Origin of the sequence: Kribbella sp. NBC_01505, from assembly GCF_045040285.1 — a bacterium.
Classification (GTDB): Bacteria; Actinomycetota; Actinomycetes; order Propionibacteriales; family Kribbellaceae; genus Kribbella.
Genome location: NZ_CP109425.1, coordinates 8,553,129 through 8,578,328, shown reverse-complemented (window position 1 = coordinate 8,578,328; position 25,200 = coordinate 8,553,129). Strand labels below are relative to the sequence as shown.

At 68.0% G+C, this 25,200-nt stretch carries 23 protein-coding genes; 7 read left to right on the top strand and 16 right to left on the bottom strand.

Annotated elements, in window-relative coordinates:
• Nucleotides 1-87: 87 nt before the first annotated feature.
• Nucleotides 88-879 (bottom strand): dioxygenase, encoded by a 792-nt coding sequence (locus OG474_RS40320; RefSeq protein ID WP_405058932.1) that lies wholly within the window; start codon nt 877-879, stop codon nt 88-90.
• Nucleotides 880-921: 42 nt separating this feature from the next.
• Here OG474_RS40320 and OG474_RS40315 point away from each other — a divergent pair, with 42 nt between their 5' ends.
• Nucleotides 922-1,788, top strand: a complete 867-nt coding sequence (locus tag OG474_RS40315; protein ID WP_405058931.1) for an LLM class flavin-dependent oxidoreductase — start codon at nt 922-924, stop codon at nt 1,786-1,788.
• Here OG474_RS40315 and OG474_RS40310 read toward each other — a convergent pair.
• Entirely contained in the window at nt 1,769-2,263 is a 495-nt protein-coding gene (locus OG474_RS40310) for a DUF6328 family protein (RefSeq protein WP_405058930.1), read from the bottom strand. The two genes, OG474_RS40315 and OG474_RS40310, sit on opposite strands and share 20 nt — an antisense overlap.
• 100 nt (nt 2,264-2,363) lie before the next feature.
• Nucleotides 2,364-2,567 (bottom strand): cold-shock protein, encoded by a 204-nt coding sequence (locus tag OG474_RS40305; protein ID WP_012921273.1) that lies wholly within the window; start codon nt 2,565-2,567, stop codon nt 2,364-2,366.
• Between the two features lie 459 nt (nt 2,568-3,026).
• Between OG474_RS40305 and OG474_RS40300 the strand changes: the two genes are divergently transcribed.
• The gene (locus tag OG474_RS40300; RefSeq protein WP_405058929.1) at nt 3,027-3,299 is read left to right on the top strand and encodes a protealysin inhibitor emfourin; all 273 of its coding nucleotides are present in this window, start codon (nt 3,027-3,029) and stop codon (nt 3,297-3,299) included.
• Nucleotides 3,300-3,308: 9 nt separating this feature from the next.
• Here the strand turns inward: OG474_RS40300 and OG474_RS40295 are convergent, their stop codons facing one another.
• Entirely contained in the window at nt 3,309-4,892 is a 1,584-nt protein-coding gene (locus OG474_RS40295) for a beta-N-acetylhexosaminidase (protein WP_405058928.1), read from the bottom strand.
• 207 nt (nt 4,893-5,099) lie between these two features.
• Between OG474_RS40295 and OG474_RS40290 the strand changes: the two genes are divergently transcribed.
• Nucleotides 5,100-5,516 (top strand): VOC family protein, encoded by a 417-nt coding sequence (locus OG474_RS40290; protein ID WP_405058927.1) that lies wholly within the window; start codon nt 5,100-5,102, stop codon nt 5,514-5,516.
• Between the two features lie 117 nt (nt 5,517-5,633).
• On the opposite strand, the gene OG474_RS40285 is transcribed toward OG474_RS40290, so the two are convergent.
• Complete coding sequence (locus tag OG474_RS40285; protein WP_405058926.1) at nt 5,634-6,494, bottom strand: DinB family protein; 861 nt, start codon at nt 6,492-6,494, stop codon at nt 5,634-5,636.
• 61 nt (nt 6,495-6,555) lie between these two features.
• Between OG474_RS40285 and OG474_RS40280 the strand changes: the two genes are divergently transcribed.
• Nucleotides 6,556-7,497, top strand: coding sequence for a helix-turn-helix transcriptional regulator (locus OG474_RS40280; RefSeq protein ID WP_405058925.1), 942 nt, complete (start codon nt 6,556-6,558; stop codon nt 7,495-7,497).
• A gap of 155 nt (nt 7,498-7,652) precedes the next feature.
• Here OG474_RS40280 and hrpA read toward each other — a convergent pair whose 3' ends face one another.
• The 5 genes from hrpA to OG474_RS40255 form a co-directional block, all read right to left on the bottom strand.
• Nucleotides 7,653-11,798 (bottom strand): ATP-dependent RNA helicase HrpA, encoded by a 4,146-nt coding sequence (gene hrpA / locus OG474_RS40275; RefSeq protein ID WP_405058924.1) that lies wholly within the window; start codon nt 11,796-11,798, stop codon nt 7,653-7,655.
• 242 nt (nt 11,799-12,040) lie between these two features.
• Nucleotides 12,041-12,448: a universal stress protein gene (locus OG474_RS40270; RefSeq protein WP_405058923.1), complete on the bottom strand. Its 408-nt coding sequence runs from the start codon at nt 12,446-12,448 to the stop codon at nt 12,041-12,043.
• 47 nt (nt 12,449-12,495) lie between these two features.
• Nucleotides 12,496-14,058: a tripartite tricarboxylate transporter permease gene (locus tag OG474_RS40265; protein ID WP_405058922.1), complete on the bottom strand. Its 1,563-nt coding sequence runs from the start codon at nt 14,056-14,058 to the stop codon at nt 12,496-12,498.
• Complete coding sequence (locus tag OG474_RS40260; RefSeq protein WP_405058921.1) at nt 14,055-14,567, bottom strand: tripartite tricarboxylate transporter TctB family protein; 513 nt, start codon at nt 14,565-14,567, stop codon at nt 14,055-14,057. The genes OG474_RS40265 and OG474_RS40260 overlap by 4 nt, the downstream gene beginning before the upstream one ends.
• The gene (locus OG474_RS40255; protein WP_405058920.1) at nt 14,564-15,592 is read right to left on the bottom strand and encodes a Bug family tripartite tricarboxylate transporter substrate binding protein; all 1,029 of its coding nucleotides are present in this window, start codon (nt 15,590-15,592) and stop codon (nt 14,564-14,566) included. Before OG474_RS40255 ends, OG474_RS40260 begins: the two co-directional genes overlap by 4 nt.
• Nucleotides 15,593-15,721: 129 nt before the next feature.
• Between OG474_RS40255 and OG474_RS40250 the strand changes: the two genes are divergently transcribed.
• The 3 genes from OG474_RS40250 to OG474_RS40240 are packed head-to-tail and all read left to right on the top strand — an operon-like array spanning nt 15,722 to nt 18,478.
• On the top strand, nt 15,722-16,492 hold the full coding sequence (locus tag OG474_RS40250; RefSeq protein ID WP_405058919.1) for an IclR family transcriptional regulator: 771 nt from the start codon (nt 15,722-15,724) through the stop codon (nt 16,490-16,492).
• A complete protein-coding gene (locus tag OG474_RS40245; protein WP_405058918.1) occupies nt 16,482-17,693 on the top strand; it encodes a CaiB/BaiF CoA transferase family protein in 1,212 nt (403 codons plus the stop codon). Before OG474_RS40250 ends, OG474_RS40245 begins: the two co-directional genes overlap by 11 nt.
• The gene (locus tag OG474_RS40240) at nt 17,690-18,478 is read left to right on the top strand and encodes a citryl-CoA lyase (protein ID WP_405058917.1); all 789 of its coding nucleotides are present in this window, start codon (nt 17,690-17,692) and stop codon (nt 18,476-18,478) included. The genes OG474_RS40245 and OG474_RS40240 overlap by 4 nt, the downstream gene beginning before the upstream one ends.
• 25 nt (nt 18,479-18,503) lie before the next feature.
• Here OG474_RS40240 and OG474_RS40235 read toward each other — a convergent pair whose 3' ends face one another.
• The 6 genes from OG474_RS40235 to OG474_RS40210 form a co-directional block, all read right to left on the bottom strand.
• Nucleotides 18,504-19,040 (bottom strand): DUF6882 domain-containing protein, encoded by a 537-nt coding sequence (locus tag OG474_RS40235; RefSeq protein ID WP_405058916.1) that lies wholly within the window; start codon nt 19,038-19,040, stop codon nt 18,504-18,506.
• Between the two features lie 97 nt (nt 19,041-19,137).
• The gene (locus OG474_RS40230) at nt 19,138-20,691 is read right to left on the bottom strand and encodes an AMP-binding protein (RefSeq protein ID WP_405058915.1); all 1,554 of its coding nucleotides are present in this window, start codon (nt 20,689-20,691) and stop codon (nt 19,138-19,140) included.
• Nucleotides 20,688-21,578, bottom strand: coding sequence for an SDR family NAD(P)-dependent oxidoreductase (locus tag OG474_RS40225; protein WP_405058914.1), 891 nt, complete (start codon nt 21,576-21,578; stop codon nt 20,688-20,690). Before OG474_RS40225 ends, OG474_RS40230 begins: the two co-directional genes overlap by 4 nt.
• Nucleotides 21,579-21,702: 124 nt before the next feature.
• Nucleotides 21,703-22,230: a ferritin gene (locus OG474_RS40220; RefSeq protein ID WP_405058913.1), complete on the bottom strand. Its 528-nt coding sequence runs from the start codon at nt 22,228-22,230 to the stop codon at nt 21,703-21,705.
• Nucleotides 22,231-22,281: 51 nt separating this feature from the next.
• A complete protein-coding gene (locus tag OG474_RS40215; RefSeq protein ID WP_405058912.1) occupies nt 22,282-24,174 on the bottom strand; it encodes a DUF2264 domain-containing protein in 1,893 nt (630 codons plus the stop codon).
• On the bottom strand, nt 24,171-25,187 hold the full coding sequence (locus OG474_RS40210; protein WP_405058911.1) for a hydroxyacid dehydrogenase: 1,017 nt from the start codon (nt 25,185-25,187) through the stop codon (nt 24,171-24,173). Before OG474_RS40210 ends, OG474_RS40215 begins: the two co-directional genes overlap by 4 nt.
• Nucleotides 25,188-25,200 lie beyond the last annotated feature (13 nt).

Genomic DNA, 25,200 nt, shown 5'->3' with positions numbered 1-25,200 from the left:
TGTGCACACCCCCTGTGGTGGGCTTGAACAAGCTGTGACCTGTCCACGCCCACCAGGTCTTGTTCACGCCCCCGATTGGCGGCTCGGTTAGCCGATTTGCCAGGAGCGCTTGGAGAGGCCGTACCAGAAGCCGTTGATGACGGTTTGGGCGGTGGGGAGGTGGTGGGCGGCTGCTCCCAGGGTGACGAAGAGCGGCGCGAAGTGTTCGGTGCGGGGGTGGGCGATGGTGGCGGCGGGCGCCTTGTGGAGGAAGTCGATGAGGGCGTCGACGTCTTGGGACTCGAGGGCTCGGCGGGTCCAGTCGTCGAACTCGATCGACCAGTTCGGGGCGGGGGCGTCGGAGCCGGCGGCGAAGTTCATCTCGCGCAGGTTGTGTGTAGTGAAGCCGCTGCCGACGATGAGGACGCCTTGGTCGCGAAGTGGCTCCAGCTTCTGGCCGATCCGGAAGAGCTCGGTGGGGTCGAGGGTCGGCATCGACACCTGCAGGACCGGGATGTCCGCGTCGGGGTACATCTCCTTCAGCGGCACGTAGGCCCCATGATCGAGACCGCGGGTCGGGTCGTCGTAAACCGGCGTACCGGGGGAGTGGAGGAGCTTGCGGACCTGGTCGGCGAGTTGCGGTGCGCCCGGTGCGGCGTACTTGACCTGGTAGTAGCGCTCCGGGAAGCCGCCGAAGTCGTAGAGCAGCGGCACGGTCTCGGTCGCCGCGAGGGTGAGTGGCGCTGCCTCCCAGTGCGCGGAGACGATCAGGATCGCGGTCGGGCGATCGAGCCCGGCCGAGACGTCGGCCAGTTCAGCGGTCCAGCGGCGGTCGTCGGCCAGCGGGGGAGCGCCGTGGCTCAGGTACAGCACCGGGGTAGTCATGTCAGTCGAGAACATGGTTGAACACTCAATCTATTCCCGGGTCGGTAAGGTGCGAGCATGCGATTCGGGATCACGATCCTGCCGGAATACCGGTGGAAGGAAGCAGAGCGGCGCTGGCGAGGCGCGGAGGAGCTCGGGTTCGACCATGCCTGGACCTACGACCATCTGACCTGGGGAGGCCTGCAGGACTCACCCTGGTACGGGACGACGCCGACGCTGACCGCGGCCGCGCTGGCCACGTCGACGATCAAGCTCGGCACCTTCGTCACCTCACCGAACTTCCGGCACCCACTCGCGCTGACCCGCGAGATCCTTGCCCTGGACGACATCTCCGGCGGCCGGTTCCTCTGCGGCATCGGCGCCGGCGGCGGCATCGACACCACCATCCAGGGCGGCCCGGAGCTCGGCCCGCGCGAGAAGGTGGACCGGCTCACCGAGTTCGTCGAGTTGCTGGACGAGCTGCTCACCACCGACGGCGTCGACTACAAGGGTGAGTACTTCGAGGTCCGCAACGGCCGTACGCTCCCCGGCTGCGTCCAGCAGCCACGCGTGCCCTTCGTGATGGCCGCCAACGGTCCGCGCTCCCTTCGCCTGGCCGCCAAGTACGGCGCCGGCTGGGTCACCACCGGCGGTCGTGCCGACGACCTCGACGGCTGGTTCAAGACGGTCGCCGACCTGACCCACCGCCTCGACGACACCCTCGCCGCCGCCGGCCAGGATCGCCCGTTCGACCGCTACCTCTCGATCGACAACAGCCTCTACGCCCTGACCAGCGTCGCCGCCTTCGAGGACATCGTCGGCCGCGCCGCCGCCCTCGGCTTCACCGACGTCATCACCCACTGGCCCCGCGCCGAAGGCATCTACGCCGGCAGCGAGGACGTGCTCGAGCAGGTCGCCGCGGAGGTCATTCCCCGGTTCCGTTAGGCATGGTGCGCCGGACCCATTCGGGGATCGCGTACCAGAAGATCACGAACCAGACGAAGACGATCGACGTGAGCGCGATCGCGACCGGCCGGGACATCACGACGTCGGTCGCGAGCAGGACACCGCCGGTCAGCGCGACCACCAGGAAGGCGAGGCCGGCGATCGCCATCCGGCTCGCGATCGGGAGCATCCGGTCGCGCAGTTTGTGGCGGTAGACGATGCGGTGGAACGACACCGGCGCGAGGAACAGGCCTACCGCGAGAGCCGACGCGATCAGCGTTACGGCGTACACGTGATGGGTGAACGCGTCCGCACTTTGGAACGCGCTCTGGAATGCGATGCTGAGCAGGAACGCGAACAGGATCTGGGTGCCGGTCTGGGCCAGGCGCAACTCCTGGAGGAGTTCACCCCATTGCCGGTCCAGCCGCTCGCCGGCGTCTTCGCCCGGCCGGCTGTAGCGCGCGTTCTCTGTCATCCAGGTCATTGTTACCCGAAGTGCCTCGGGACAGGGAAAGGACCACACACCCGAAGGTGTGTGGCCCTTTCTTCAGTTTCGAGAAGAGCTGATCCGAGGATCAGATCGGACGGATGTTCTCCGCCTGAAGGCCCTTCTGGCCCTGGGTGATCTCGAACTCGACGCGCTGGTTCTCGTCCAGCGAGCGGAAGCCCGAGGTCTGGATGGCCGAGTAGTGCGCGAACACGTCCGCGCCACCGTCATCCGGGGTGATGAAGCCGAAGCCCTTGTCAGCGTTGAACCACTTGACAGTACCGACAGCCATTTGTGTCTATCTCCTTGATGGCTTGTAACAAGACGCGATCCACACCTCATGAACCGCGTGTCGCCGAAAGGCCCCAGACGACGAAACCGGCCGTACAGCACAGCGAAAGTCAGTGGGAGTCCAAAACTGCAACGCGATAACTGTAGCCGATCTGGGGCCGCGTGGAAGGGGTGATCGAGAACACGTGTCGCTGATTGTCGCCGGGTACCACGCTCCGTGTTCACATGGATTCACCCGCCGGCTGCCCGCCGCGAGCCTGCCGCGGTGGGCCGAATCCCGCGCCGACCTGCTGATTCGTCCTCCGGAGCGGGGTCGCGGTGATGGCAACGTGAGACAAACGAGCCGGTACGCCGGGTAACGGGCGTCCGTTGATGATCGAATTTATCGGCGTGTCGCGCGGCTCTGGACATTCGTTGCGCCGCGCGCAATCGTGGTGCCCCACCTGCCCCGAGGAGTGCCTTGATCGTCACCGTGACCCGCAGCGGAGGGTTCGCCGGGCTCGTTGCCCAGGGCGAGCTCGACACCAGCAGTGCGCCGGATTCCGAGCAGCTGGAGGCCGCCGTACAGGCTCTCGGGACGGCTGAGCTCGGCAGTGGTCGTCCACAGCCGGATCGGTACGTCTACCGGTTGGAGGTGCGCGCGACCCCGGACGGGGCCGCGACGCACCATACGGTCGCCGAGCAGGACCTGGACGCGTCCACGGCCTGGCTGCTCGAGCGGGTCCTCGGCTAGCGGGAAAGCTCAGCGCCAGGCGATCTCCGGCGCCCGGTAGAAGTTGACGCTCAGAGCGTCCCAGCGCGAGCCCTGACCGGCGAGCCGGTCCTTGTACGTCGTCCAGTTGAGGGCTGAGGCCGGTGACCAGCCGAGCTCGGCGATCCCGGGCAGCCGTGGGAAGGCCATGAACTCGACCTTGTCGATGTTGTCGAGCGTCTCCGACCACAGCGGCGCCTCGACGCCCGCTACGGCGCTCTGGGGGAGGTTCGGGATCAGCGTGGTGGGATTCCAGCTGTAGGCCTTCTCGACGCTCACCAGGCCGGCCCAGGACAGGCCGTAGGGGGTGTCCTTGTTGTACTTCATGTCCAGGTAGGCGCGGTTGGCCGGCGACATGACGATCTGGGCGCCCTTAGTCGCGGCCAGGCGGGCGAGGTCCCGGGACTTGGTGTCGTCGGTGCCCCAGTACTGCACGATGCTCCCGGCCGGGAGAGCGGTATCTCCGATCTCGTGCCAGCCCATCACGCGCTTGCCCTTGCCGGCGACGATGGCCGAGGCCTTGTTCAGGAACGTCACGTAGTCGGCGTGCGGCGTCGAGTGCGCCTCGTCGCCACCCAGGTGGACGATGTCGCCCGGGGCCTGCGCCGCGACTTCACGGAACACGTCGTCGAGGAACGAGTAGGTGACAGGCTTCGCGACGCACAGCGAGCTGAAGCCGACGTTGGTGCCCGTGTAGAGCGGCGGGGCGACGCCGTTGCAGTTCAGATCCGCGTACGACGCCAGCGCCGCGTTCGTGTGCCCCGGGGTGTCGATCTCCGGGATCACGGTGAGATAGCGCTCTCCGGCGTACCGGACGATCTCCGCGAAGTCGGCCTTGGTGTAGTAGCCGCCCGGCGTGCCGCCGACCTCAAGACTGCCCCCGTACGTCGTCAGTCGCGGCCAACTGTCGACCTGGAGCCGCCAGCCCTGGTCGTCGGCCAGGTGCAGGTGCAGTTTGTTGAGCTTGTAGAGCGATGCGAGGTCGATGTACCGCTTGACCTCGGTGACCGAGAAGAAGTGCCGGGAGACGTCGAGCATGGTGCCGCGGTAGGCGAACCGGGGTGAGTCGGAGATCGCGGTCCCGGCGATCTGCCACGGACCGCCCTGCGGGGCAGATGCCTCGGCCTTGGCGGGCAGCAACTGCCGCAGCGTGGTGACACCCCGGAACAAGCCCTCGGGCGTCGCTGCGGTGACGGTGACGGCCGCGCGATCGACGCGCAGTTCATAGCCTTCGGCGCCGAGCGAGCTGGCGCCGTTCGTCGAGAGCCGGATCGTGCCGACGTCGGCGGCAACCGGGACGTTGAACCCGGTCGAGCGCCGCAGTTGCGTGGACAGCTGCTCAGCGACCTTGGTGGCGGCTGTGCGTTCGTCCGGGCTGGCGATGACGCCGACGGCCGTCGACGCCTGCAGCGTGAACGTCTCGCCGGAGAGGGCCTGCTGGGAGACAGGCTTCGGGATCAGTGCGGGTGCCGCGGGCGCGGCGGTGGCTGAGGGGACGAACAGGGGAGTTGCCAGGAAGGCGGCGGTCAGCAGACCGAGCAGCGGACGACGACAGGGGCGGAGTAGTCGCTTCATGACCGTCAGTGTTCGGGCAGGCGCTCTCCCCGTCAACACCAGACAACTACCCGACGTAATCTCCCTGACCGATCAGGAAGGCGTGTCGAAAGGTGCGAACTGTCCCATCGACCTGTCATCGTAGGCGGCCGGGCCTTCCGACCAGATGGGCCCGTAGGTCCTGCCCCGACAGGAGCAGGCTGTCGTAGAGACGAAGCTGGAGGACAGATGACGCAGGTGGCAGAGCAGCCGGGCAGTACTGCCGGGCGGCTCGGCTCGGTGGTTCTGGATTGCCCGGACCCGCTGGAGCTCGCCCAGTTCTACTCGGCGCTGCTGGGGCTGGACGTCGACGAGACCGGTGACGACGATTGGCGGAGCCTGACCGGCCCCGGCTCGTCGCTCGGGTTCTCGACCCTGGCCTTCCGGCGCACGGAGGAGTACTTGCCGGCCACGTGGCCCGGCACCGATGCGCAGGATCTCCACCTCGACCTCATCGTCGAGGATCTTTCCAGCGGCCACGCCACTGTGGTCGCGCTCGGAGCGGAGCCGCTGGACCCGCTCGACCCACCACCGGCCGACAATGCGCGCGGCTGGCGGATCTACGCCGATCCGGCCGGACACCCGTTCCGGATCTGTTTGGAGTAGCACCCAACTGATAACACCTCGCCCGCCCCGGGCAGCACGGCCGGGGCGGGCCTTTTCCGTCACCCGCTGCTTCACCGCCGCCCACGAGGTCTCGCCACGCGACTTCAGAAACCGCTCTCAGCGGGCCTTCGTGCCCTGAGCCTCGAGATACGCGATGACGTCCGCCCGCTTGAACCAGTACGCCCACCCCAGGACGTCGGCGTTGAAGCGCGGGTCGGCGATCGCCAGGTCGGCTCCATGCTCGACCAGGAATCGCACCGTCTCGAGTGCCCCGTTCCCTGCGGCCAGATGCGCCGCCGTGAATCCGTTGGTTGTCATCTCATCCAGCCCGAAGCCCAGCTCCGCGAGCCGGGGGATGACGTCCCACCGCTGGGCCGCAGCCGCGTCGGCCACCAGTGTCGGATGCGCAGCCGGCGTCAACTCACCGGCGAGCGCCTCGTCGAACGGATCCTCGGGATGCGTACCCCGATAGAAGTCGCGCACGGTTCCGACCTCGGCGCCGTGGTGGATCAACTCGTCGAGGATGTGCAGCGCGAACGCCGTACCGTCATCATTCGCCCATGGTCCCGCGATCTGACCCATCCGCCGGTCCAGGTCCTCCTGACTCAGCGCTGCCAGTCGCCGCCGCCAGACGTCGTACGAGTGATCGAGCGCTGTGAGCGCCTCGGCCGCCGATCCGGGCACCGGGGGCTGTCCGTCCGCAGGGTCGGCCTCATGCCCGAACCAGGTTGCGGTCCGGTCCTCCTGGAGGATGTCGACGATGTGGCTGATCCGCCAGGCGAGAGTCGTGAACGGCGACGGCTCAGGCGGAATGTCCGACGAGTCCTGGACAAAGCCGGCGCCCGTCTTCCGGATGCTCCAGCACCCGTCGAACGGCTCCCAGAAGTACTCCTCGTCTGTCAGCCCCTGGACCCGAGCCCGCAGCCGCTGCCAGGCGAAGTCGGACAGCTTCAGCAAGTTCTCCAGTGTCGTGGTCATGGATCCACCGTAGAACGACCTGAGGACAGGATCGGTCCGCAGGTTGCGGCAAACTGGCTTCATGGATACCGCGACCCGGCTGCTCCGACTCTTGTCGCTGCTCCAGTCGCGCCCGCAGTGGGACGGCGCCGAGCTCGCGACCCGGCTCGACATCACGCCCCGGACGGTACGGCGTGATGTCGCGAGATTGCGCTCTCTCGGCTACCCGATCGACGCGGAGGCCGGGATCGGCGGCGGCTATCGCCTCGGCCCAGGTGGACGGCTGCCCCCGCTCCTGCTGGAAGACGAGGAGGCCGTCGCCGTCGCAGTCGGCCTCCGTGCCGCGACGACCGCCACCGTCTCCGGGGTCGAGGAGGCAGCAGCCTCGGCGCTGGCGAAGTTGAACCAGGTGCTGCCCGCCCGACTTCGCGAGCAGGTCAGCGCGATCGGTGCCCAGGTGACCGCGCTACCCCAGGGCGAGCTGCCCACCATCGACGGCGAGGTTCTCACCATCCTGGCGGCCGCCTGCCGCGACACCGAAGGCCTTCGCTTCGCCTACCGCACCCACGACGGCACCGACTCCGCCCGCAGCGTCGAGCCCCTCCGGATCGTCCACACCGGCCGCCGCTGGTACCTGGTAGCCCGCGACCGCGACCGCGACGCCTGGCGCACGTTCCGGGTGGACCGCATCACCCACCCCGAACGCACCGGGATCCGCCACCACTTCGACAACCCACCCGACCCGGTGGCGCTGGTTGCCGAGGGCACCAACATCGCACCCTGGCAGCTAGTAGCCCGAGTCCGCGTTCAGGTCGACGCCGAAACCGCCCGCAAAGCCCTCCCACCCAGCGAGGTGATCGTCGACCCGATAGACGCGCACTCCTGCGAACTCCGCTTCGCCGCCAACGACCTGAGCCCCCTCACCTTCCAAACCACCCGCATCCCCTGGCCCTTCGAAATCCTCGACCCACCGGAACTCCGAACCGCCGTCCACGCCCTGGCCCACCGCCTCCTCAACGCCTAACCCCCAACCCATTTGATGGGCTGACCCACCATGTGCGACGGCCTGGGCGTCCGGACCTGCGCCACTCACCAACCCTCGCCGGGCCGCCCGGCCAGCGCTCGGCTGAGCGTGCACGGCACGCGATGGTGGAGTTTGGTGAGTGGCGGCGGTCCGGGTCAGGCAGTGGACAGGGCTTTGCGGATGCGTTTCTCCGAGACCGGGTACGGCGTGCCGATCGTCTGGGCGAACAGGCTGATCCGCAGCTCCTCAAGCATCCACCGCACCTCAAGCAGCTCAGGGGAGGGGTACTTCCCGGTCGGTACGGCGCGCAGCCGGTTCTGGTACTCGTCCGTCAGCATCTGCACGATCGCCATCCCGGACCGGTCGCGCATCGCGTTCGCGCCGATCTTGTCGAGCCGCTGCTCCATCCCGCGCAGGTAGCGCACCAGATCCGGCAACCGCGCCGCCCCGGTCCGCGTGATGAAGCCCGGGTTGATCAACGCCTCCAGCTGACCGCGCACGTCCGACAGCGCCGCGAGCAACGCCGGCGACGAAGCCCGTGAGATCGCCTTGTCCACGGTCCGCGCGTGACCGAGCACCTGCTCGACCTGCCGCAGAATTCCGAGCACGGTATCCGCCAGATCCGACCGTACGGCGTCTCGCAGGACCGAGAAGGCGGTCAGGTTCCACGCCGGCCCATGAGCGGCCGCCATCAACTGGTCGACCGCGGCGGCGATCGCGTCGTCGAGAAGCTCGCCGACATTGCGATGCGGCCCGGCCATCAAGGTCATCTTCTGCTGGTTGGTCAGATGACGCTGTACGACGTCGATCACCGAAGGCATCGTCAACAGCAGCAACCGGCGCGTGCCGTTCCACATCGCCGCGGTCTGGTCGCGCTCGGTCTCCTGCAACCGGATCGCGACCGTCTTGCCCTCATCCACCAGCGCCGGATACCCCGCGACCGTCAGCCCGTTGCGATGCTCGGAGAAGCTTCGCGGCAGGTCACCGAACGTCCAGTCGGTCAGCCCGGCACGCTCCAGCCCACTGACTGCCTTCGACGCGACCTTCGAGATCGCCGCAGTCGTCTTCGGCTTCAGCCGTTCCTTGAGCTTGGCCAGATCCTTGCCTTCGGCCACTGTCTTGCCCTGGTCGTCGACCACCCGGAACGTCATCCGCAGATGCTCCGGCACCCGGCTCCAGTCCCAGTCGGTGTCCTCGATGATCACTTCGCGCAGGTTCCGCAGCTCGTTCGCCATCGCCGTGGTCAGCGGTCCATCAGCCGGGTCCAGGAACGGCAGGATCTGCCGGGCGTGATCCGGAGCCGGCACGATGTTGCGCCTGATGGCCTTCGGCAACGACTTGATCAGTGTGGTGACCAGCTCCTCGCGGAACCCGGGCACGCTCCACTCGAACCCGTCCGCCGTCACCTGATTGAGCACCAGCAGCGGCAGATGGACAGTCACGCCGTCCGCGTCCGTACCAGGCTCGAAGGCGTAGGTGAGATCGAAGGTCATCCCGTTCTGCGACCAGCGCAGCGGGAACTCCTCCTCCTTCACCTCCGCACCCTCGCGGACCACCAGCGACCGCTCGAAGTCGAGCAGGTCGGCGTCGCGTTGCCGCGCCGTCTTCCACCAGGTGTCGAAGTGCCGCCCGGTGACGACGTCCGCACCGATCCGCTCGTCGTAGAACGCGAACAGCGTCTCGTCGTCGACCAGCAGGTCGCGTCGCCGGGTGCGCTCCTCGAGCTCCTCGACCTCGGCGATCAGCTTGCGGTTCTCGTGGAAGAACTTGTGGTGGGTGTCCCAGTCGCCCTCGACCAGCGCGTGCCGGATGAACAGCTCCCGGGACGCCTCCGGATCGACCTTCCCGTAGTTGACCTTGCGCCGGGCAACGATCGGTACGCCGTACAGGGTGACCTTCTCGTAGGCCATCACCGCGCCGGCCTTGCGTTCCCAGTGCGGCTCGGAGTAGGAACGCTTGATCAGGTGCGGTGCGAGGTCCTCGGCCCACTCGGGCTCGATCTTCGCGTTCACCCGCGCCCACAGCCGCGACGTCTCGACGAGCTCGGCGGCCATCACGAACTGCGGTGGCTTCTTGAAGAGCCCCGAGCCCGGGAAGATCGCAAAGCGGGTTCCCCGAGCGCCGAGGTACTGGTGCTGGTTCGCCGGGTCCTTCATGCCGAGGTGCGAAAGAAGCCCGGACATGAGCGCGATGTGCACGCTCTGCGGATCGGCGGGCTCGCCGCTGTTGAGCGTGACGCCGATCTGCGCGGCGACCTGACGCAGCTGCGCGAAGATGTCCTGCCACTCGCGGACGCGCAGATAGTTCAGGTACTCGCCGCGGCACATCCGGCGGAACTGGTTGCCGGACAGCTCCTTCTGCTGCTTCTTCAGATAGCCCCAGAGGTTGAGGTAGCCGAGGAAGTCGCTGTTCGGGTCGCGGAACCGCGCGTGCGCCTGCTGAGCCTGGGCCTGCGCCTCGGTCGGCCGCTCGCGCGGATCCTGGATCGACAGCGCGGCCGCGATCACCATCACCTCACGCACACACGCGTGCTTGTCCGCCTCGACGATCATCCGCGCGAGTCGCGGGTCGAGCGGGATCTGCGCGAGCTGCTTGCCGGTCGGCGTGAGCCTGCGGTGGCGCTCACCAGTCTTGGCCGGCTCGATCGCGCCGAGCTCGGTCAGCAACTGCAGCCCGTCGGTGATGCTGCGCTTGTCCGGCTCGTCGATGAACGGGAATGCCGCGATGTCACCGAGCCCGATCGCGGTCATCTGCAGGATGACGGAGGCGAGGTTGGTGCGCAGGATCTCCGGGTCGGTGAACTCGTCACGACTCTCGAAGTGCTCCTCGGAGTACAGCCGGATGCAGATACCGTCGCTGGTCCGCCCGCACCGGCCCTTGCGCTGGTTGGCGCTCGCCTGCGACACCGCCTCGATCGGAAGGTGCTGCACCTTGGTCCGATGGCTGTACCGCGAGATCCGCGCCGTACCGGGGTCGATCACGTACTTGATCCCGGGCACCGTCAACGACGTCTCGGCCACGTTCGTCGCCAGCACGATCCGGCGGTTGCCGCTCGGCTGGAAGACCCGATGCTGCTCGGCGTTCGACAACCGCGCATACAGCGGCAGCACCTCGACCGCGTTGGACCGTCCGCGCTGAGCGGCGTACTTGTCGTTGAGCGCGTCCGCGGTGTCGCGGATCTCCCGCTCACCGCTGAGGAACACCAGTACGTCGCCGTCCGCCTCGTACTCGAGTTCGTCGACGGCGTCCAGGATCGCCTGGGTCTGGTCGCGATCGATCGTGCTCGGGTCATCGGGGTCGTTGATCGGCCGGTACCGCACCTCGACCGGATAGGTCCGCCCGGACACCTCGACGATCGGCGCCGGCGTACCGTTGCCGTCGGCAAAGTGTTCGGCGAACCGCTCCGGATCGATCGTCGCCGAGGTGATGATCACCTTCAGATCGGGACGCCGGGGGAGCAGCTGCTTGAGGTAGCCGAGGATGAAGTCGATGTTGAGGCTGCGCTCGTGCGCCTCGTCGATGATGAGCGTGTCGTACCGGCTGAGGTCGCGGTCGCGCTGCAACTCGTTCAGCAGGATGCCGTCGGTCATCAGCTTGACCAGCGACCGCTCGCTCACCTTGTCGGTGAACCGCACCGCGAAACCGATCGTCTCGCCGAGCTCGGTGTCGAGCTCCGAAGCGATCCGCTCGGCCACCGTCCGCGCCGCCAGCCGCCGCGGCTGCGTGTGCCCGATCATGCCCCGGATCCCGCGCCCGAGCTCCAGACAGATCTTCGGCAGCTGCGTCGTCTTCCCCGACCCGGTCTCGCCGGCCACGATCACGACCTGATGCGCCTGGATCGCCGCCGCGATCTCATCCTTCAACTGGCTGACCGGCAACTCCGCCGGATACGTGATCTCCGGTACGGCGCTCCGCCGGAACTCGACCCGCCGCTCCGCCTGCTCGATCGCCCCGATCACACCCTGCAGCGCGTCAGCCCGCTTCCGAGCCTCCTTGGTCCCCCGAACCCGCTCCAACCGCCGCCCAAGATGCTCACGGTCATAAACAGTCAGCTCCGCCAGCCGACCAACCACCTCACCGAGGTTGACCTCAGCAACGTCGTCCCCGGCCTCGGCCGGAGCAGCACCCTCACGTGCCGCGCCGCCCTCACGCGGTGCTCCGCCTTTGCCGCCGGACCGACGCCGACGTCGCGGTCGAGCGCCTCCACCGTCCGCGGCTGGGGCCTGGGGAGGCGTTGGGGAGTCCTGGGTGGGACGGGGGGCTGGGGGAGGACTCGACAACTCGGTCCGTGCATCAGACATGTCATCAGCAAGTTTAGGCGGCCCAGCCCACCCACTCACATGGTTTACCCAACCACCACCCCCAACACCCGCCCACGAGCCCTCTGGTGCGTGCTCAAGGGGGGATCGGTCGCGCAGTTTAGAGCGCACGCGCAGGCTCGAGCTGCCGCCGCCAACCCGGCGTACCGATTCCGACGCCTTGAGCACCGGTCAGTCGTTGCGGAGGTCCTGAAATGGTTGGTGGGGGCTCAAAGCGCGGTCGGTCAGTCGTCGTGGGGGGAGGGGGCCTTTACCGCGAGGACCGGGACCGGGGACTCGAGGAGAACGCGTTGGGCGGTGCTGCCCAGGATGAGCTTGCCGACGGGGGAGCGGCGGCGCAGGCCGAGGACGATCAGGCCGACGTCTTCGGCTGCGGCCGCCTTGAGGAGCTCGCCGGCCACGTCGCCGTTCGAGACGGCTTGCTGGATGGTGACCTCGACGCCGTGCTCGCGCAGCTTCGCGGAAGCCGCCTCCAGCTCGGCCTCGTTGGCGTAGCGGGCGTCGATGTAGGCGTCGCCGCGGCTGGTGTTGAGCAGCAGCACCGAAGCACCGCGCAACGAAGCTTCGCGGCCGGCGGCGTCGAGCGCCGCCTCGCCTTCGGCCGTGGGGACATAACCAACCAGGATCTTCACGACGCCCACTCTCTCATTGCCCGCCGCCGGCGGCGGGCTCATCACGATCAGTCGTCCTCGCCGAAGGTCAGCCGCTGGTGGGCGGGCTGGGTGCCGCGCAGGCGCGCCACGATCCTCGGCAGGTACGGCACGAACAGCGCGAGCACGGTCAGCACGATGATGATCAAGCTCAGCGGCCGGGTGAAGAATACGCTGCCGTCCCCGTTGGAGATGACCAGCGCCCGGCGGAACTGCTCCTCCATCGTCGGCCCCAGGATGACGCCGAGGATGACCGGCGCGATCGGGAAGTCGAGTTTGCGCATGAAGAAGCCGACCACACCGATCACCAGTGCCATCAGAACCTCGTAGCCCGAGCCCGACAGCGAGTACACCCCGAGGCACGCGAAGACGAGGATCCCGGAGTACAGGAGCGGCCGCGGGACCTTCAGCACCTGCACCCAGATCGCGATCAGCGGCAGGTTCATGATCAGCAGGATCAGGTTGCCGACGTACAGGGACGCGATCAGTGTCCAGACCAGCGTGCTGTTGTTCTCGAACAGCTGCGGTCCGGGCTGCACGTTGAAGATCTGGAACGCGGCCAGCATCACCGCGGCCGTCGCCGACGTCGGCAGACCGAGTGTGAGCAGCGGCACCAGCACGCCGGAGAACGACGCGTTGTTCGCGGCCTCCGGACCGGCCACACCCTCGATCGCCCCGTTCCCGAACTCGTCGCGCCCCTTCTTCCGCGCCTGCCGCCGCTCGATCGAGTACGACAAGAACGTCGGCACCTCGGCGCCGCCGGACGGAATCGCGCCGAACGGGAAGCCGAGCGCCGTACCGCGCAACCAAGGCGCCCACGAACGCTTCCAGTCCGACTTGGTGAGATACCCGGTCCGCAGCCGGCCCTTCTCCAGTACGGCGGGCCGGTCCGGAGTCGACCGTAGTTTCGACGCGACGTGCAGCGTCTCGCCGATCGCGAACAGACCGACGATCACGATCACCACGTCGATCCCGTCCAGCAGCCGCAGCGAACCGAACGTGTACCGCGGTGCGCCCGACAGACTGTCCAGTCCGATCAGCCCGATGAAGAGCCCGACCGTCAGTGACAACAGGCCGCGGACCATCGAGTGACCGACCAGCGCGGTCACCGCGACCATCGCGAGCAGCGTGACGGCGAAGTAGTCCGTGGCCTGGAAGTGACTGGCCAGGCTGCCGATCGGCTTCGCGACGAAGGTCAGCAGCACGGTCGAGATGGTGCCGGCCACGAACGACCCGATCGCCGCCGTCGCCAGCGCCGCCCGGGCGCGGCCTTTCAGCGCCATCTTGTGACCCTCGATCGCGGTCGCGACCGAGGCTGACTCACCGGGAGTGTTGATCAGGATCGAGGTGGTCGACCCGCCGTACATGGCGCCGTAGTAGATCCCGGCGAACATGATGAACGCGCCGATCGGGTCGGAGAAGTTGAACGTGATCGGCAGCAGCAGCGCGATGGTCAGCGCCGGGCCGATCCCGGGCAGGATGCCGACGAGCATGCCGAGGGTGACGCCGAGGACGGCCCAGAGCAGGTTCATCGGATCCAGGACAGTGCCGAATCCGTGCAGCAGGTCGCCGCCGACACCGAGCGCGATCACAGGCCGAGCACCCCTTCCGGCAGCGAGATGTCGAGGAACCGGGTGAAGGCGATGTAGACGACGATCGCCAGGACGAGCGCGACGACGATGTCGCGGACCAGCTGCCGGCTGCCGAGGACCCGGGCCGCGGCGAAGAACAGCAGGGCGGTCGCGACCATATAGCCGAGCGGTACGACGAGGAGCGCGTACAGCACGAGCAGCGCGGACAACGCGACCGGCTCGAACCAGCTCCGGTCGCCGTCGTTCTGAGCGGCCTTCGGCGCCCGCAGCCCCTCGATCAGGTAGCCGATCGAGAAGAGCAGCCAGGCCGTTGTCACGAGCAACGGAAAGAACCGCGGTCCGGCCGGGTCGAAGCCCTTGGGGCTGCGGATGTCGAAGACGCCCACCAGGAACGTCGCGCTCAGGACGATCAGCACGATCGCCGCGATGATCCGGACCAGCCGGGAGGCCTCGACCTCGACGTCGGTGGCCCTGACCTCAGGCGCTTCCACTTCTTCGGCGGCGCTCATACGATCCCCAGCTCCTTCAGCAGCGCCTGCACCCGGGTGGTCTCCTCGGCGATGAACCTGCTGGCGTCGTCACCGGTCTTGAAGAACTCGGTCCAGCCTTGCTTCTTGCGGATCTCGGCCCACTTCGGCGAGGTGTTCACCTTCGTCACGAACTCGACCAGCCGCTTCCGGTCGGCGTCCGGGATCCCCGGCGGTGCCACGATCGCCCGCCAGTTCTGGACCTCGGCGTCGTACCCCTCGGACTTCATCGTCGGCAGTTGCTTGCCGGCCACGGTGAGCTGCTCGGCGCCGGTGGTGGCGAGCACGCGCATCTTGCCGGCGGTGATCTGCTCCTCGAACTCGCTCATCCCGGAGATGCCGACGGTGACGTCACCGGACAGGATCGCCGCGGTCGCCTCGCCGCCACCGGAGTAGCTGATGTACTTCACCTTCGACGGATCCAGGCCGGCGGCCTTCACCAGGGTGCCCGCCGTGATGTGATCCGTACCGCCGATGGTGCCGCCGCCCCAGCTGACCTTGGCCGGGTCGGACGTGTAGAGGTCGACCAGATCCTTGAGCGTCTTCAGCGGGGAGTCGGCCTTGACCACGATCACCTCCTGCTCGGCGGTGATCGTCGCGATCGGCGTGGTGTCCGAGACCTTGATCTGGGACTGGTTCAGGGTCAGCGCTCCGACCATCACCAGGCCGGTGATCATCAGCGTGTGCGGGTCCTTGCGGTTCTTGGTGACCAGCTTGGAGATCCCGACCGCGCCACCCGCGCCGGTCACGTTCACGACCGAGACGGAGCGGTCGGCCAGCAGCTTGTCCTCCTGGATCACGTGCTGGAACTGCCGTGCGGTCAGGTCCCAGCCGCCACCAGGGGCGGCGGGCACCATGATCTCGACGTTGCGGCTCGGGAAGTCACCGGCGACGCTGCCGCCGTCGAGTGTCTTCGACAGGGCCGAGCAGCCGCTGAGCAGCAGGCTGACGGCCAGGCCCGCGGCGATCAGCGCCGTCCTGGGCTGTGCCGTCCTACGACGGGCCATGGGATGCCTCCGGGGGGCGAGGGGGTCCAATTGTCGGAAACGTAGCAGCATTCCACCAGGGGGTACAGAGATTCCGTTCTGTGGTACGTCGGTCTATGGTCGGAGTGACACCCGAGAGAGGGGATTCGGATGGCTGACGGTGACGGGGTTCGCAGTGTGCACCGCGCGCTCGACCTGCTGGAACGCTTCGATGACGAGCACCCTAGCTGGACGCTCGCCGCGCTCACCACCGCCAGTGGGTTGCCGAAGACAACAGTTCTGCGACTGGTCACGACGCTCGAGCAGCGCGGTCTGGTCGCGGCGATCGGCCCGGGGAAGTACGCGATCGGTCCGGGCTTCCTGCGCTGGTCGCGACTGAGCAGCGCGACGATGGAGATCCCGCCGGCCGTTCGCGCCGCGATGGGCCGGCTCGCCGCGGATACCGGCGAGACCGCCAACCTGTACATCCGCGTCGGCCGCACCCGGGTCTGTCTCGCGCAGGCCCTCGGGACACTGAGCATCCGGCACTCGATCGCGGTCGGTTCGTCGATGCCGTTGTGGAGCGGTGCCGCGTCGAAGGTGCTGCTCACGGACCCGCCTGTGCTGGGCGTTGATCCGTCGGTGATCGAAGAGATCGCTCTCGAGGCACCTCGCCCGCCGGGGTTCTCCAAGCGCCTCCGGGCCGCGGCGACCGACGCTGCCGCTCGTGGGTTCGCGATCAGTCATGGAGAGCGCGAACTCGGTGCCTCCGGCGTCGCTGCCCCGATCCGCCGTCCGGACGGTCGGGTCGTCGCGGCCATTGCGGTCGGCGGTCCAACCACTCGCTTCAGCGACGACCGCCTTCCTGCCTACATCAACGCCGTACGACGCTGTGCCGCCACCATCAACACCACCAACTGGAGCGGCTTCAGTGCGACCTGATGCGGATCTGTTGGCCGGGGTCCGGGTGCTGGACCTGACGAACGTGCTGGCAGGCCCGTTCGCGGGATATCAGCTCGCACTGATGGGCGCGGATGTCATCAAGGTGGAGGTCCCCGGCACTGGCGACCTGGCCCGGAACCTCGGGGGAGACCCGGAGCTCTCCGCGGCCGGTCTCGGGATCTCGTTCCTGGCTCAGAACAGCGGGAAGCGCTCTCTCACGCTCGATCTCAAGAACCCCGCCGGCCGCGAGGTCTTCGAGCGGCTGGTCCGCGAGGCCGACGTCCTGCTGGAGAACTTCCGCCCCGGTGTGCTCGCCCGCCTCGGCTTTCCGGTCGAGACCCTGCAGGACCTCAACGCCGGTCTCGTGTACTGCGCGGTCTCCGGCTTCGGGCAGACCGGTCCGATGCGCGGGCGGCCGGCGTACGACCAGATCATCCAGGGTCTCTCCGGGATCATGAGCGTGACGGGAACGCCGGAGAGCGCTCCAACGCGGACCGGCTTCCCGATCGCCGACACGCTCGGCGGGTACGCGGCCGCCTTCGCGATCTCGGCCGCACTGGTGAAGCGCTCGCGCACCGGGATTGGTAGCTACCTGGACGTGTCGATGCTGGAGACCGCGGTTGCTGCGATGGGCTGGGTCGTCTCCGACTACCTGGTCGGCGGCCGGGTACCACGGGCCATGGGCAACGAAAACGCCACCTCCGCCCCGTCCGGCACCTTCCGCACCGCCGACGGCGCGCTGAACATCGCCGCCAACAAACAGGAGCAGTACGTCGAACTGTGCCGCGTGCTCGACCGCCCGGACCTGATCGCCGACGAACGCTTCGCCACCCGCGAATCCCGCAAGGCCCACCGTGCCGAGCTCAAGGCCGAGCTCGAGAAGACCCTCGAACGCGCCTCAGCCACGCACTGGGACAACCTCCTGGCCGACACCGGCGTACCGGTCGCCCCCGTGCTCACCGTCGAGGAAGCGCTCTCCCTGGACCAACTGGCCGACCGCGAACTCTTCCACGAGGTCCCCATGCCCGACGGCAGAGACCGCTCTCTCCGCGTCCTGGGCAGCAGCGTCCACGTCAACGGCCAAGCCATCGGCCCCGCCACCCGCCCACCCCGCCTAGGCGAACACACCACCCAAATCCTCACCGCCCTCGGCTACACCGAACAGGAGATCGACTCGCTCGCAAAGGAAGGCGCCACATGACCGGTACGACGGACGCGGCCGACTGGTGGGCAACCGGGATCTCGGACATCGGGCCCGGGAGTATCCGCTTTCACGGGTACGCGATCGAGGAGCTGATCGATGCGGTGTCGTTCCCGCAGATGATCTGGCTGATGGTCCGCGGCGACCTGCCGACCCCGGGCCAGGCCCGCCTCCTGGAGCGAACCCTCGTCGCCGCCGTCGACCACGGCCCCCAAGCCCCCTCGATCGCCGCCGCCCGGATGGCCGTTTCCTGCGGCCTCCCGCTCAACAACGCGATTGCCACCGGCGTCAACCTCCTCGGCGACATCCACGGCGGCGCCGGCCAGCAATGCCTCGAGCTCCTCTACGCCATGCACGACTCCGCCGCCGACCCGCACGACGTAGTCGCGTCGTACAAATCGCGCAAGGCCTACGTCCCCGGCTTCGGCCACCGCTTCCACCCCCGCGACCCCCGTCGCGACCCCCTCATCACCGCCGCCCACCAAGCAGTTGCCGAAGGCACCATCCCCGGCCACCACCTGCAAACCGCCCTGGCCCTGGAGTCGGCCCTGGCCCCCGTCCCCATGAACGTAGACGGCGCCACCGCCACCATCTACGCCGAACTAGGCTTCGACCCCCCACTGGCCCGAGGCCTCTTCGTCCTCTCCCGCTCAGTAGGCCTCCTGGCCCACGCCCACGAACAGTCCCAAGACCCCACCCGCATCAAAGGCCCCCTCCCCAAATCCATCCTCCCCACCTACACCGGCCCCGCCCCCAGAACCCTCCAGGCCGAACCCAAAGCCTGACCCCAACCTCAAGTAGAGGTTGAGCTCACTGCACGTCGATGGCGAAGCTGGACGTCGTCCCGTCCGCCGCAGTCAACGTGACCGGCCCGAACGTCATCACGGTGTACCCGCTGCCACCCGGCCCCCGGTAGTAGCCCGCCGCCCGCGTCACCCGCACGGCAATCGCCGTCAAGCTCGCCACCTGCGAATCGTCAGCCTTCCGGCTCGGTTCAGCCAGACTGTGGTGCCCACCGGCCTCCGCCCACTCCCGCACCGCCAGCGAATCCCGGCTCATCTCCGGCAGGATGCTCTGGTTCGCCCAAGCCCACATCCACGACCCCGAGTTGTGGCTGTAACTACCGAGAATCTGCGCCGGCGCCGTCGCGACCTTGTCCGGGAAGGTCCACGTCAGCAGCCCGGTCGTCTGATCGAGCCCCCAGCTGTCGGCCGACCCCAACCCCCACCCCTCGAGATGCGCCACCTGCAACTGCTGCAGCATGTCCTCGCCCTCAAGCAGCAGCTGCGCCAACTCTGCATTCGCGGCCAGGTTGTCCTGCTTGACCTTCTTCTTGAACAGACCCATGCCGAGGATGATGGCAGACACTCAGGCCAGGGCTTTGTGCACGGGTCAGTCATTTGTGGGGCGTATTGGTGGCTGATGGGTGCTCAAGGCTGAGCGGTCACGAGCCGAACTTGTTGCGGAGGATCTTGCCCGTGGCGTTGCGGGGAAACGAGTCGACGATGACGATCTCGCGGGGTGTCTTGTAGCGGGCCAGGTTCGCCCGGACGTGCGCGATCAGTTCGTCCGCCGTCGCCGAGCCGCGCAGTACGACGTACCCGACCAGCCGTTGCCCGTAGTCCGCATCCGGTACGCCGACCACCGCCGCCTCGGCGACCGCCGGATGCCGAGCGAGGCATTCCTCCACTTCGACCGGATACACGTTCTCCCCGCCGGACACGATCATGTCGTCCTCGCGCCCGTCGACGAACAGCCGCCCGGAACCGTCGAGATGCCCCATGTCCCCGGTACTCATCCGCCGATCGACAACCGTCTTGCTCGACCCATCGGAGTACCCACCGAAGACCAGCCCACTGCTCACAAAGATCCGCCCAGTCTCGCCCACCGGCACCGACCGTCCGTCGTCATCCAGGATCCGCACCGAACTCCCGAGACAAGCCCGCCCAACCGTCCCCGGCGCAGCCAGCAAGTCAGCAGACGTCGCGATCGTCGCGATCCCGACCTCACTGGACCCATACGCATCACACAACACCGGCCCGAACACCCCAATGAACTCCGACGCCAGCGAAGCCCCCAACGCCGACGCTCCCGAGAGCACAATCCGCAACGAACGCACATCGATCTCACCAGGCCCGAGATCAAGCATCCGCCGCAACATCACCGGTACGGCGACGATCACGCCGACCCGATGTTCCTCCACCGACCGCAACGCCGCCGCAGCATCGAACTTCCGCGCCAGAACCAGCGGCGACCCCAGGAACAACGCCAGCATCGACGTCAGCAACCCGAGCCCATGGAACAGCGGCGGGCAGATCATCACCGGCTCCCCGGACCGCAGCCCACACCGGCTCAACGCGCTCGCCGTCAGCCCGGCCAGCCCGAGCGCGGTCGGCACCCGCGGCGCGGCCTTCGGCGTACCGGTCGTCCCGGACGTAAGAATCGTGATGTGCCCCGGGCTCTCCGGCTTCGGCGCTTCGTCCGCCTCGGAAGCAACCAGCCCCGACAGATCGGACAGCACCGCCGGAATCCCAGCCGGTACGGCGAATTCGGCATCATGCACGAGCAGATCCGGCCGATGCCGTTCCAGTACGGCGGCCAGCTGCGGGGGAGCGAACTCCGTGTTCACGAACAGCACGTCCGCCCCGACCCGCGAAGCCGCCAGCGTCGCCTCGAGGAACCCCCGATGGTTCCGGCACAACACCGCAACCTTGCTCCCGGCAACGATCTGGTACGACGAGTGCATCCCGGCCGCGATCCGCTCACACCGCCGATCCAGCTCGCCGTACGTCGTCGTACCGTTCTCGTCGATCACCGCCGCGCGATCGGGATACCGCACCGCGGCCACCGCACCGAGCGCGGCCATCGACTGCCCCCAATGCCGCAGTGACCGCTCGATCCCGAGCACGTGCGCGGGATGCACCGGCCGCCAGATCCCCGACTTCGCCACCGCGATCGGCACCCGACCCAGCTCCAGCAGCGAAGAAGGCGAGATCACTCCGCGCTCCGCGGTTTGCGCGGCCGATCCGATCGCCGGAAGTACGCCTCGAGCAACCGATCGGTCGGCACCCGGAGCAGATTCCCCAGTACGTCGGCCGGCCGGACCATCGGCGGGGTGATGTTGTTCGGTCGGGTGGCGATCGCCGTACAGACCTGATCCGCGGCCTGCTCAGGACTCAGCCCGGGCATCTTGTTCAGCATCGGCGTCGGCTCGCTCATCCGCGTGTGCACCAGCCCCATGTAGACGGTCGACGTCGTCACCCCGTCACCCCGAATCTCCTGCGCCACACACCGCAACCACACGTCAAAAGCCGACTTCGACGCCAGATACGCCGACCAGCGCGCCATCGGGGGAGTCCGCACCCCGGCGGTCGACACGTTGACGATGTGCCCGGAACGTCGCGACCGCATCGACGGCAGCAGCTCGAGCACCAGCTTGGCCGGGCCGAGGTAGTTGACCGCGTTCGTCCGCTCGATGTCGTGGAACCGCTGGTACGAATCAGCGACCGACCGCCGAATCGACTTCCCGGCATTGTTCACCAGTACGTCGACCCGCCCGTGCGCATCAAGGATCCTCCGAACCAGCGCTTCGACGGCCGCCGGTTCAGCCAGGTTCGTGGGATAGGCGAAGGCCTTGCCGCCCGAAGCATTGATGTCGGCGGCGACCAAGGAGAGCTGATCAGCCGTCCGTGCCACCAACAGCACCGTCGCCCCGGCGCGGGCCAGTCGGCGGGCAGTCGCTTCACCGATCCCGTACGACGAGCCGGTCACCAGCACGACGCGATCTCGGACAGCGGCCGCGAGCTGGTCGTCGGGGATCCGGGACCGGCCGTTCGTCAGAGCGACGAGCAACGGCCATCCGGGCGGGCGCTTCGCGGTCACCATGTGGGCGACATTACCCGTAAGTAGTCACCAGCGACAGAGGAAAGGTTAAACCGGGTTTACAGCGGAGCTGCCGGGGTCATCGGCCACCAGACCCCGGCGTTCCGCACGAGTCGTACTACAGCTTTCAGACAGTCCCACCGGCGGCGTGCGGCGCCGTCGGGTCGCTGCCGTTGTCGCCGACGGTCTCCCGCGCCATGAAGTCCTCGAGGTGGAACAGGTTGTCGCCGGCCCGCTTCGCGACGTTCACGAGGGTGTTCATCGCGGCGACCTCCTCGACCTGCTCCTTGAGGAACCACTGCATGAACTGCTCGCCGACGTAGTCGCTCTCGTCGCGCGCCGTCCGGGCCAGCGTCTCGATCTGCTTGGTGACGGTGATCTCCTGCTGCAGCGCGAGCTCCAGCGGCTCGAGGGCCGACTTGAAGTCCGAGGCCACCTCGCCGACGCCGGGGATGTGCGGCCGGATGTCCTTGTCCAGCAGGTACTGGACCATCATCATCGCGTGGTTGCGCTCTTCCAGGGCCTGCTTGTAGAAGTGCGCCGCCAGTTGCGGGAGGTCCTGGTCGTCGAACCAGACAGCGACCGCCACATACTGCTGGGAGGCCGTGAACTCATTGCGGATCTGCTCTTGCAGAAGTTTCTCGTACGTGCTCATGCAGCCAATGTAGCCATCCCGAGCGGATTTATCATCGTTGGTTTGGCTGGCCTAACCACCCAGCGTGACGACCTCGGAATCCCCGCCGGGCAGCGTGATCCGCACCGTCCGGCCGTCCACCACGACATCGATGCCTTCGGCAAGCGCTTCCGGCCGGAGCGCGTCCCTGGTCAGCACCACGGCGCTGACCAGCACCAACGGCTCACCGTGATGCGGAGCGGTCAGGTACGGCGTCGCCGAGTGCGGCCCGAAGGCGTTCGCCCCGAGCCCCCGGTGGATGCCGGCCCCGTCGTACCCGGAGAGGCCGACGATCGCGGAGAGTAGTCCGTCGTCGTTCCGCGCCGAGGCTGCGGTGGACGAGGCAGTTGCCGAAGGCAAGGAATCACCGGCGACCGCGAACCCGCCGCTGCGGATGATCGCACCGGCCGGTCCGTCGACCAGCGCACACCGGATCTCCCACCCGCCGTGCACCACCGACGTGGTCTCGATCCGCCACGGCCCCTCGGCCCCGAGCCAGGCGTTGTGCCACGACGACGCCGTACGGGAAGTGATCCCCAACCGCCGGATCCGCCCGCGCGCACTGGACTTCCCGTCGGCGACCAGCGAGATCAGGTTGTCGATCCGCGGCGCCTCGTCACTCAACTCCGGACCGGCGTGGTTCGCATAGGCCAACCGGTTGTAATGCGGGTCGCCCTCCGGCTCCACGCCCGCGGGCTCGGCCAGCGGCTGCTTGTCCGCGCCATGGTTGATCAGCTGCACGACCTGGCTGTTACGGCTCCCGTGCACGAGCCACCCCGGTGCCGGCATCGACCGCACCTGGTCGGCGTCGTCCAGCGGAATCGTGTCCTCCGGATCGGCCCACACCGGGTGCTCCGGCGGCAGGATCAGCCCGACGAACCCCTTCGAGGCCCAGTACGGCGATCCCGGCCCGGAGTACGACTGCGTAGTCGGCAGGAACGTGTCGTACCAGCCGAGCGTCAGCAGCCCACGCTCATCCGGCACGCCGTGCTGCACGAAATGCCGCGCGATCCCGGAGCACAGCCGCCGCGTCTGACCGGGCGAGAGGGGAGTGGCGTCGAGCAGTGCACCCATCCAGTACGGCGCCGCCGCGGCCATCCGATAAGTCAGCGACCGGCCCTGGTAGATCGGCGCGCCGTCATTCCCGACCAGGTGCACCGCATCCTCGAGGAACAGACTCAGCCGCTCGCGGTAGACCGTCAGCCGATCCTCGTACGCCGCTCCGGGCGTGGCCGCCGCCATCCGCGCCCACAGCCCGGGGTAGAGGTGCATCGCCCAGCCGATGTAGTTGTCGAAGGCCTGCCCGTCGCCGTCGGAATACCAACCACCGCCGACGTACCAGTCCTCGATCCGATCGAGCCCGCCGTCGATGTCCTCCTGGGAGAACGGCGCGCCGACGGACGCCAGGAACTGCTCGCTGACGACCTGGAACAACCGCCAGTTGTTGTCGTGCGTGGTGGACCCGATGAACCCACCGAGCCACTCGGCGACATGCTGCTGCGCGCGATCGTCGAGCCGCTCCCAGATCCATTCGCGACTCTCGTGCAGCGCCACCGCGATCGCCGCGGCCTCCACCATCTGCTGCGAGCGCGGTGTCAGTCGGAGCCACGACTCCGGGTGCTCCGGGTTGGCGCCGTTCGCGACACCCCGCGCATACCGCTCGATCAGCGCCTCGCACCCCTTGCCCTGCACTCCGGCAATCCGGAACGCGGCCAGCATGAACGACCGGGCAAACCCCTCCAGCTGGTCGGACGCCGTACCGGACCGACTCGGCCGCCCCGGCAGCGCGATCAGCGCCGACCCAGGGGAGAAGTACGGCACCAACGAGTCGAGCAGGTGGTCCGCCAACCCCTCCCAGTGCGCACGGGTCCACCCAGTCTGCCGGGAGAGGACGCGGTCGGTGTCAGGCAGGATCAGGCGGGTCATGCGAGCCTTCCGAGTTCCGTTGGGCTGATGGCGTGTTGCAGGGGGCGGCCGGCGGTCAGGTGCTCGAGCTCGCTGACGGCGAGCTCGCCGAGGCGGGCGATCTCGTTGCCGACGGCACCGGCGACGTGCGGGGTGATGAAGACGTTCGGCAGGTCGAGCAGCGGCGACTCTGCCGGGAGCGGCTCCGGGTCGGTCACATCCAGTACGGCGTCGATCCGGCCGGACACGCACTCCGCCTCGAGCGCGGCGGCGTCGATGATCTTGCCGCGTGCTGTGTTGATCAGCACCGACCCGTCCTTGAGCAGGCCGAGCAGGTGCGCGTCGACCAGCCCGACGGTCTCCGGCAGCAACGGAGCGTGCACGCTCAGAATGTCGCTGCGCCGGAACAGGTCGTCGTTCGAAACCAGCTCGGCACCCAGTCCGGCAGCCTCGTCCGCATTCAGGTACGGATCGCTGATCAGCACTTCGAGGTCGTAGGTCTTCAGCCGCTCCGCGACCAGTCGCGCGATCCGCGACGCTCCGAGCAGGCCGACCGTCGTACCGTAACTGCCCGGCATCCCGTGCGGGTCCGCCTTCCGGCGCTCGATCCGGTACTGCGCGGCGAGGCGGAAGGCTCGCTTCCCCGACAGCACGATCGCGGCGACCGTGAACTCGGCCACCGGGAGCGCGTTCGCGAACGCCGCCGACGAGACCTGGATACCGCGGTCGAACGCGGTCGGGTCGATGATCGCCTTCACTGATCCGGCCGCGTGCAGGATCGCCTGCAGCTTCGGCGCCGCCTCGAGCACCTCGGGGCTGATCCGCGGGCAACCCCAGCCGGTGAGCAGCACGTCGACATCCGCGAGCGCGGCCACGATGGCCGGGTCGTCGAGGAACGACGTACCGGGGCCGACGGGCAGCACTTTGGCGACCGCGTCCAGGCGGGCCCGGACATGGGGGACCAGGACGCGTTCGCGGCTGGCCTCGTTCATGGCCAGCATCACGGTCAGGGCGGGAGCGGATTCGGTGCGCACGAGAGCAACTTAG

Bases quoted from the DNA above. Each gene is read 5' to 3' on its own strand.
- OG474_RS40320 (WP_405058932.1), bottom strand. From the start codon at position 879: ATGTTCTCGACTGACATGACTACCCCGGTGCTGTACCTGAGCCACGGC.
- OG474_RS40315 (WP_405058931.1), top strand. From the start codon at position 922: ATGCGATTCGGGATCACGATCCTGCCGGAATACCGGTGGAAGGAAGCA.
- OG474_RS40310 (WP_405058930.1), bottom strand. From the start codon at position 2,263: ATGACAGAGAACGCGCGCTACAGCCGGCCGGGCGAAGACGCCGGCGAG.
- OG474_RS40305 (WP_012921273.1), bottom strand. From the start codon at position 2,567: ATGGCTGTCGGTACTGTCAAGTGGTTCAACGCTGACAAGGGCTTCGGC.
- OG474_RS40295 (WP_405058928.1), bottom strand. From the start codon at position 4,892: ATGAAGCGACTACTCCGCCCCTGTCGTCGTCCGCTGCTCGGTCTGCTG.
- OG474_RS40290 (WP_405058927.1), top strand. From the start codon at position 5,100: ATGACGCAGGTGGCAGAGCAGCCGGGCAGTACTGCCGGGCGGCTCGGC.
- OG474_RS40285 (WP_405058926.1), bottom strand. From the start codon at position 6,494: ATGACCACGACACTGGAGAACTTGCTGAAGCTGTCCGACTTCGCCTGG.
- OG474_RS40280 (WP_405058925.1), top strand. From the start codon at position 6,556: ATGGATACCGCGACCCGGCTGCTCCGACTCTTGTCGCTGCTCCAGTCG.
- hrpA (WP_405058924.1), bottom strand. From the start codon at position 11,798: ATGTCTGATGCACGGACCGAGTTGTCGAGTCCTCCCCCAGCCCCCCGT.
- OG474_RS40260 (WP_405058921.1), bottom strand. From the start codon at position 14,567: ATGAGCGCCGCCGAAGAAGTGGAAGCGCCTGAGGTCAGGGCCACCGAC.
- OG474_RS40255 (WP_405058920.1), bottom strand. From the start codon at position 15,592: ATGGCCCGTCGTAGGACGGCACAGCCCAGGACGGCGCTGATCGCCGCG.
- OG474_RS40250 (WP_405058919.1), top strand. From the start codon at position 15,722: ATGGCTGACGGTGACGGGGTTCGCAGTGTGCACCGCGCGCTCGACCTG.
- OG474_RS40240 (WP_405058917.1), top strand. From the start codon at position 17,690: ATGACCGGTACGACGGACGCGGCCGACTGGTGGGCAACCGGGATCTCG.
- OG474_RS40235 (WP_405058916.1), bottom strand. From the start codon at position 19,040: ATGGGTCTGTTCAAGAAGAAGGTCAAGCAGGACAACCTGGCCGCGAAT.
- OG474_RS40225 (WP_405058914.1), bottom strand. From the start codon at position 21,578: ATGGTGACCGCGAAGCGCCCGCCCGGATGGCCGTTGCTCGTCGCTCTG.
- OG474_RS40220 (WP_405058913.1), bottom strand. From the start codon at position 22,230: ATGAGCACGTACGAGAAACTTCTGCAAGAGCAGATCCGCAATGAGTTC.
- OG474_RS40215 (WP_405058912.1), bottom strand. From the start codon at position 24,174: ATGACCCGCCTGATCCTGCCTGACACCGACCGCGTCCTCTCCCGGCAG.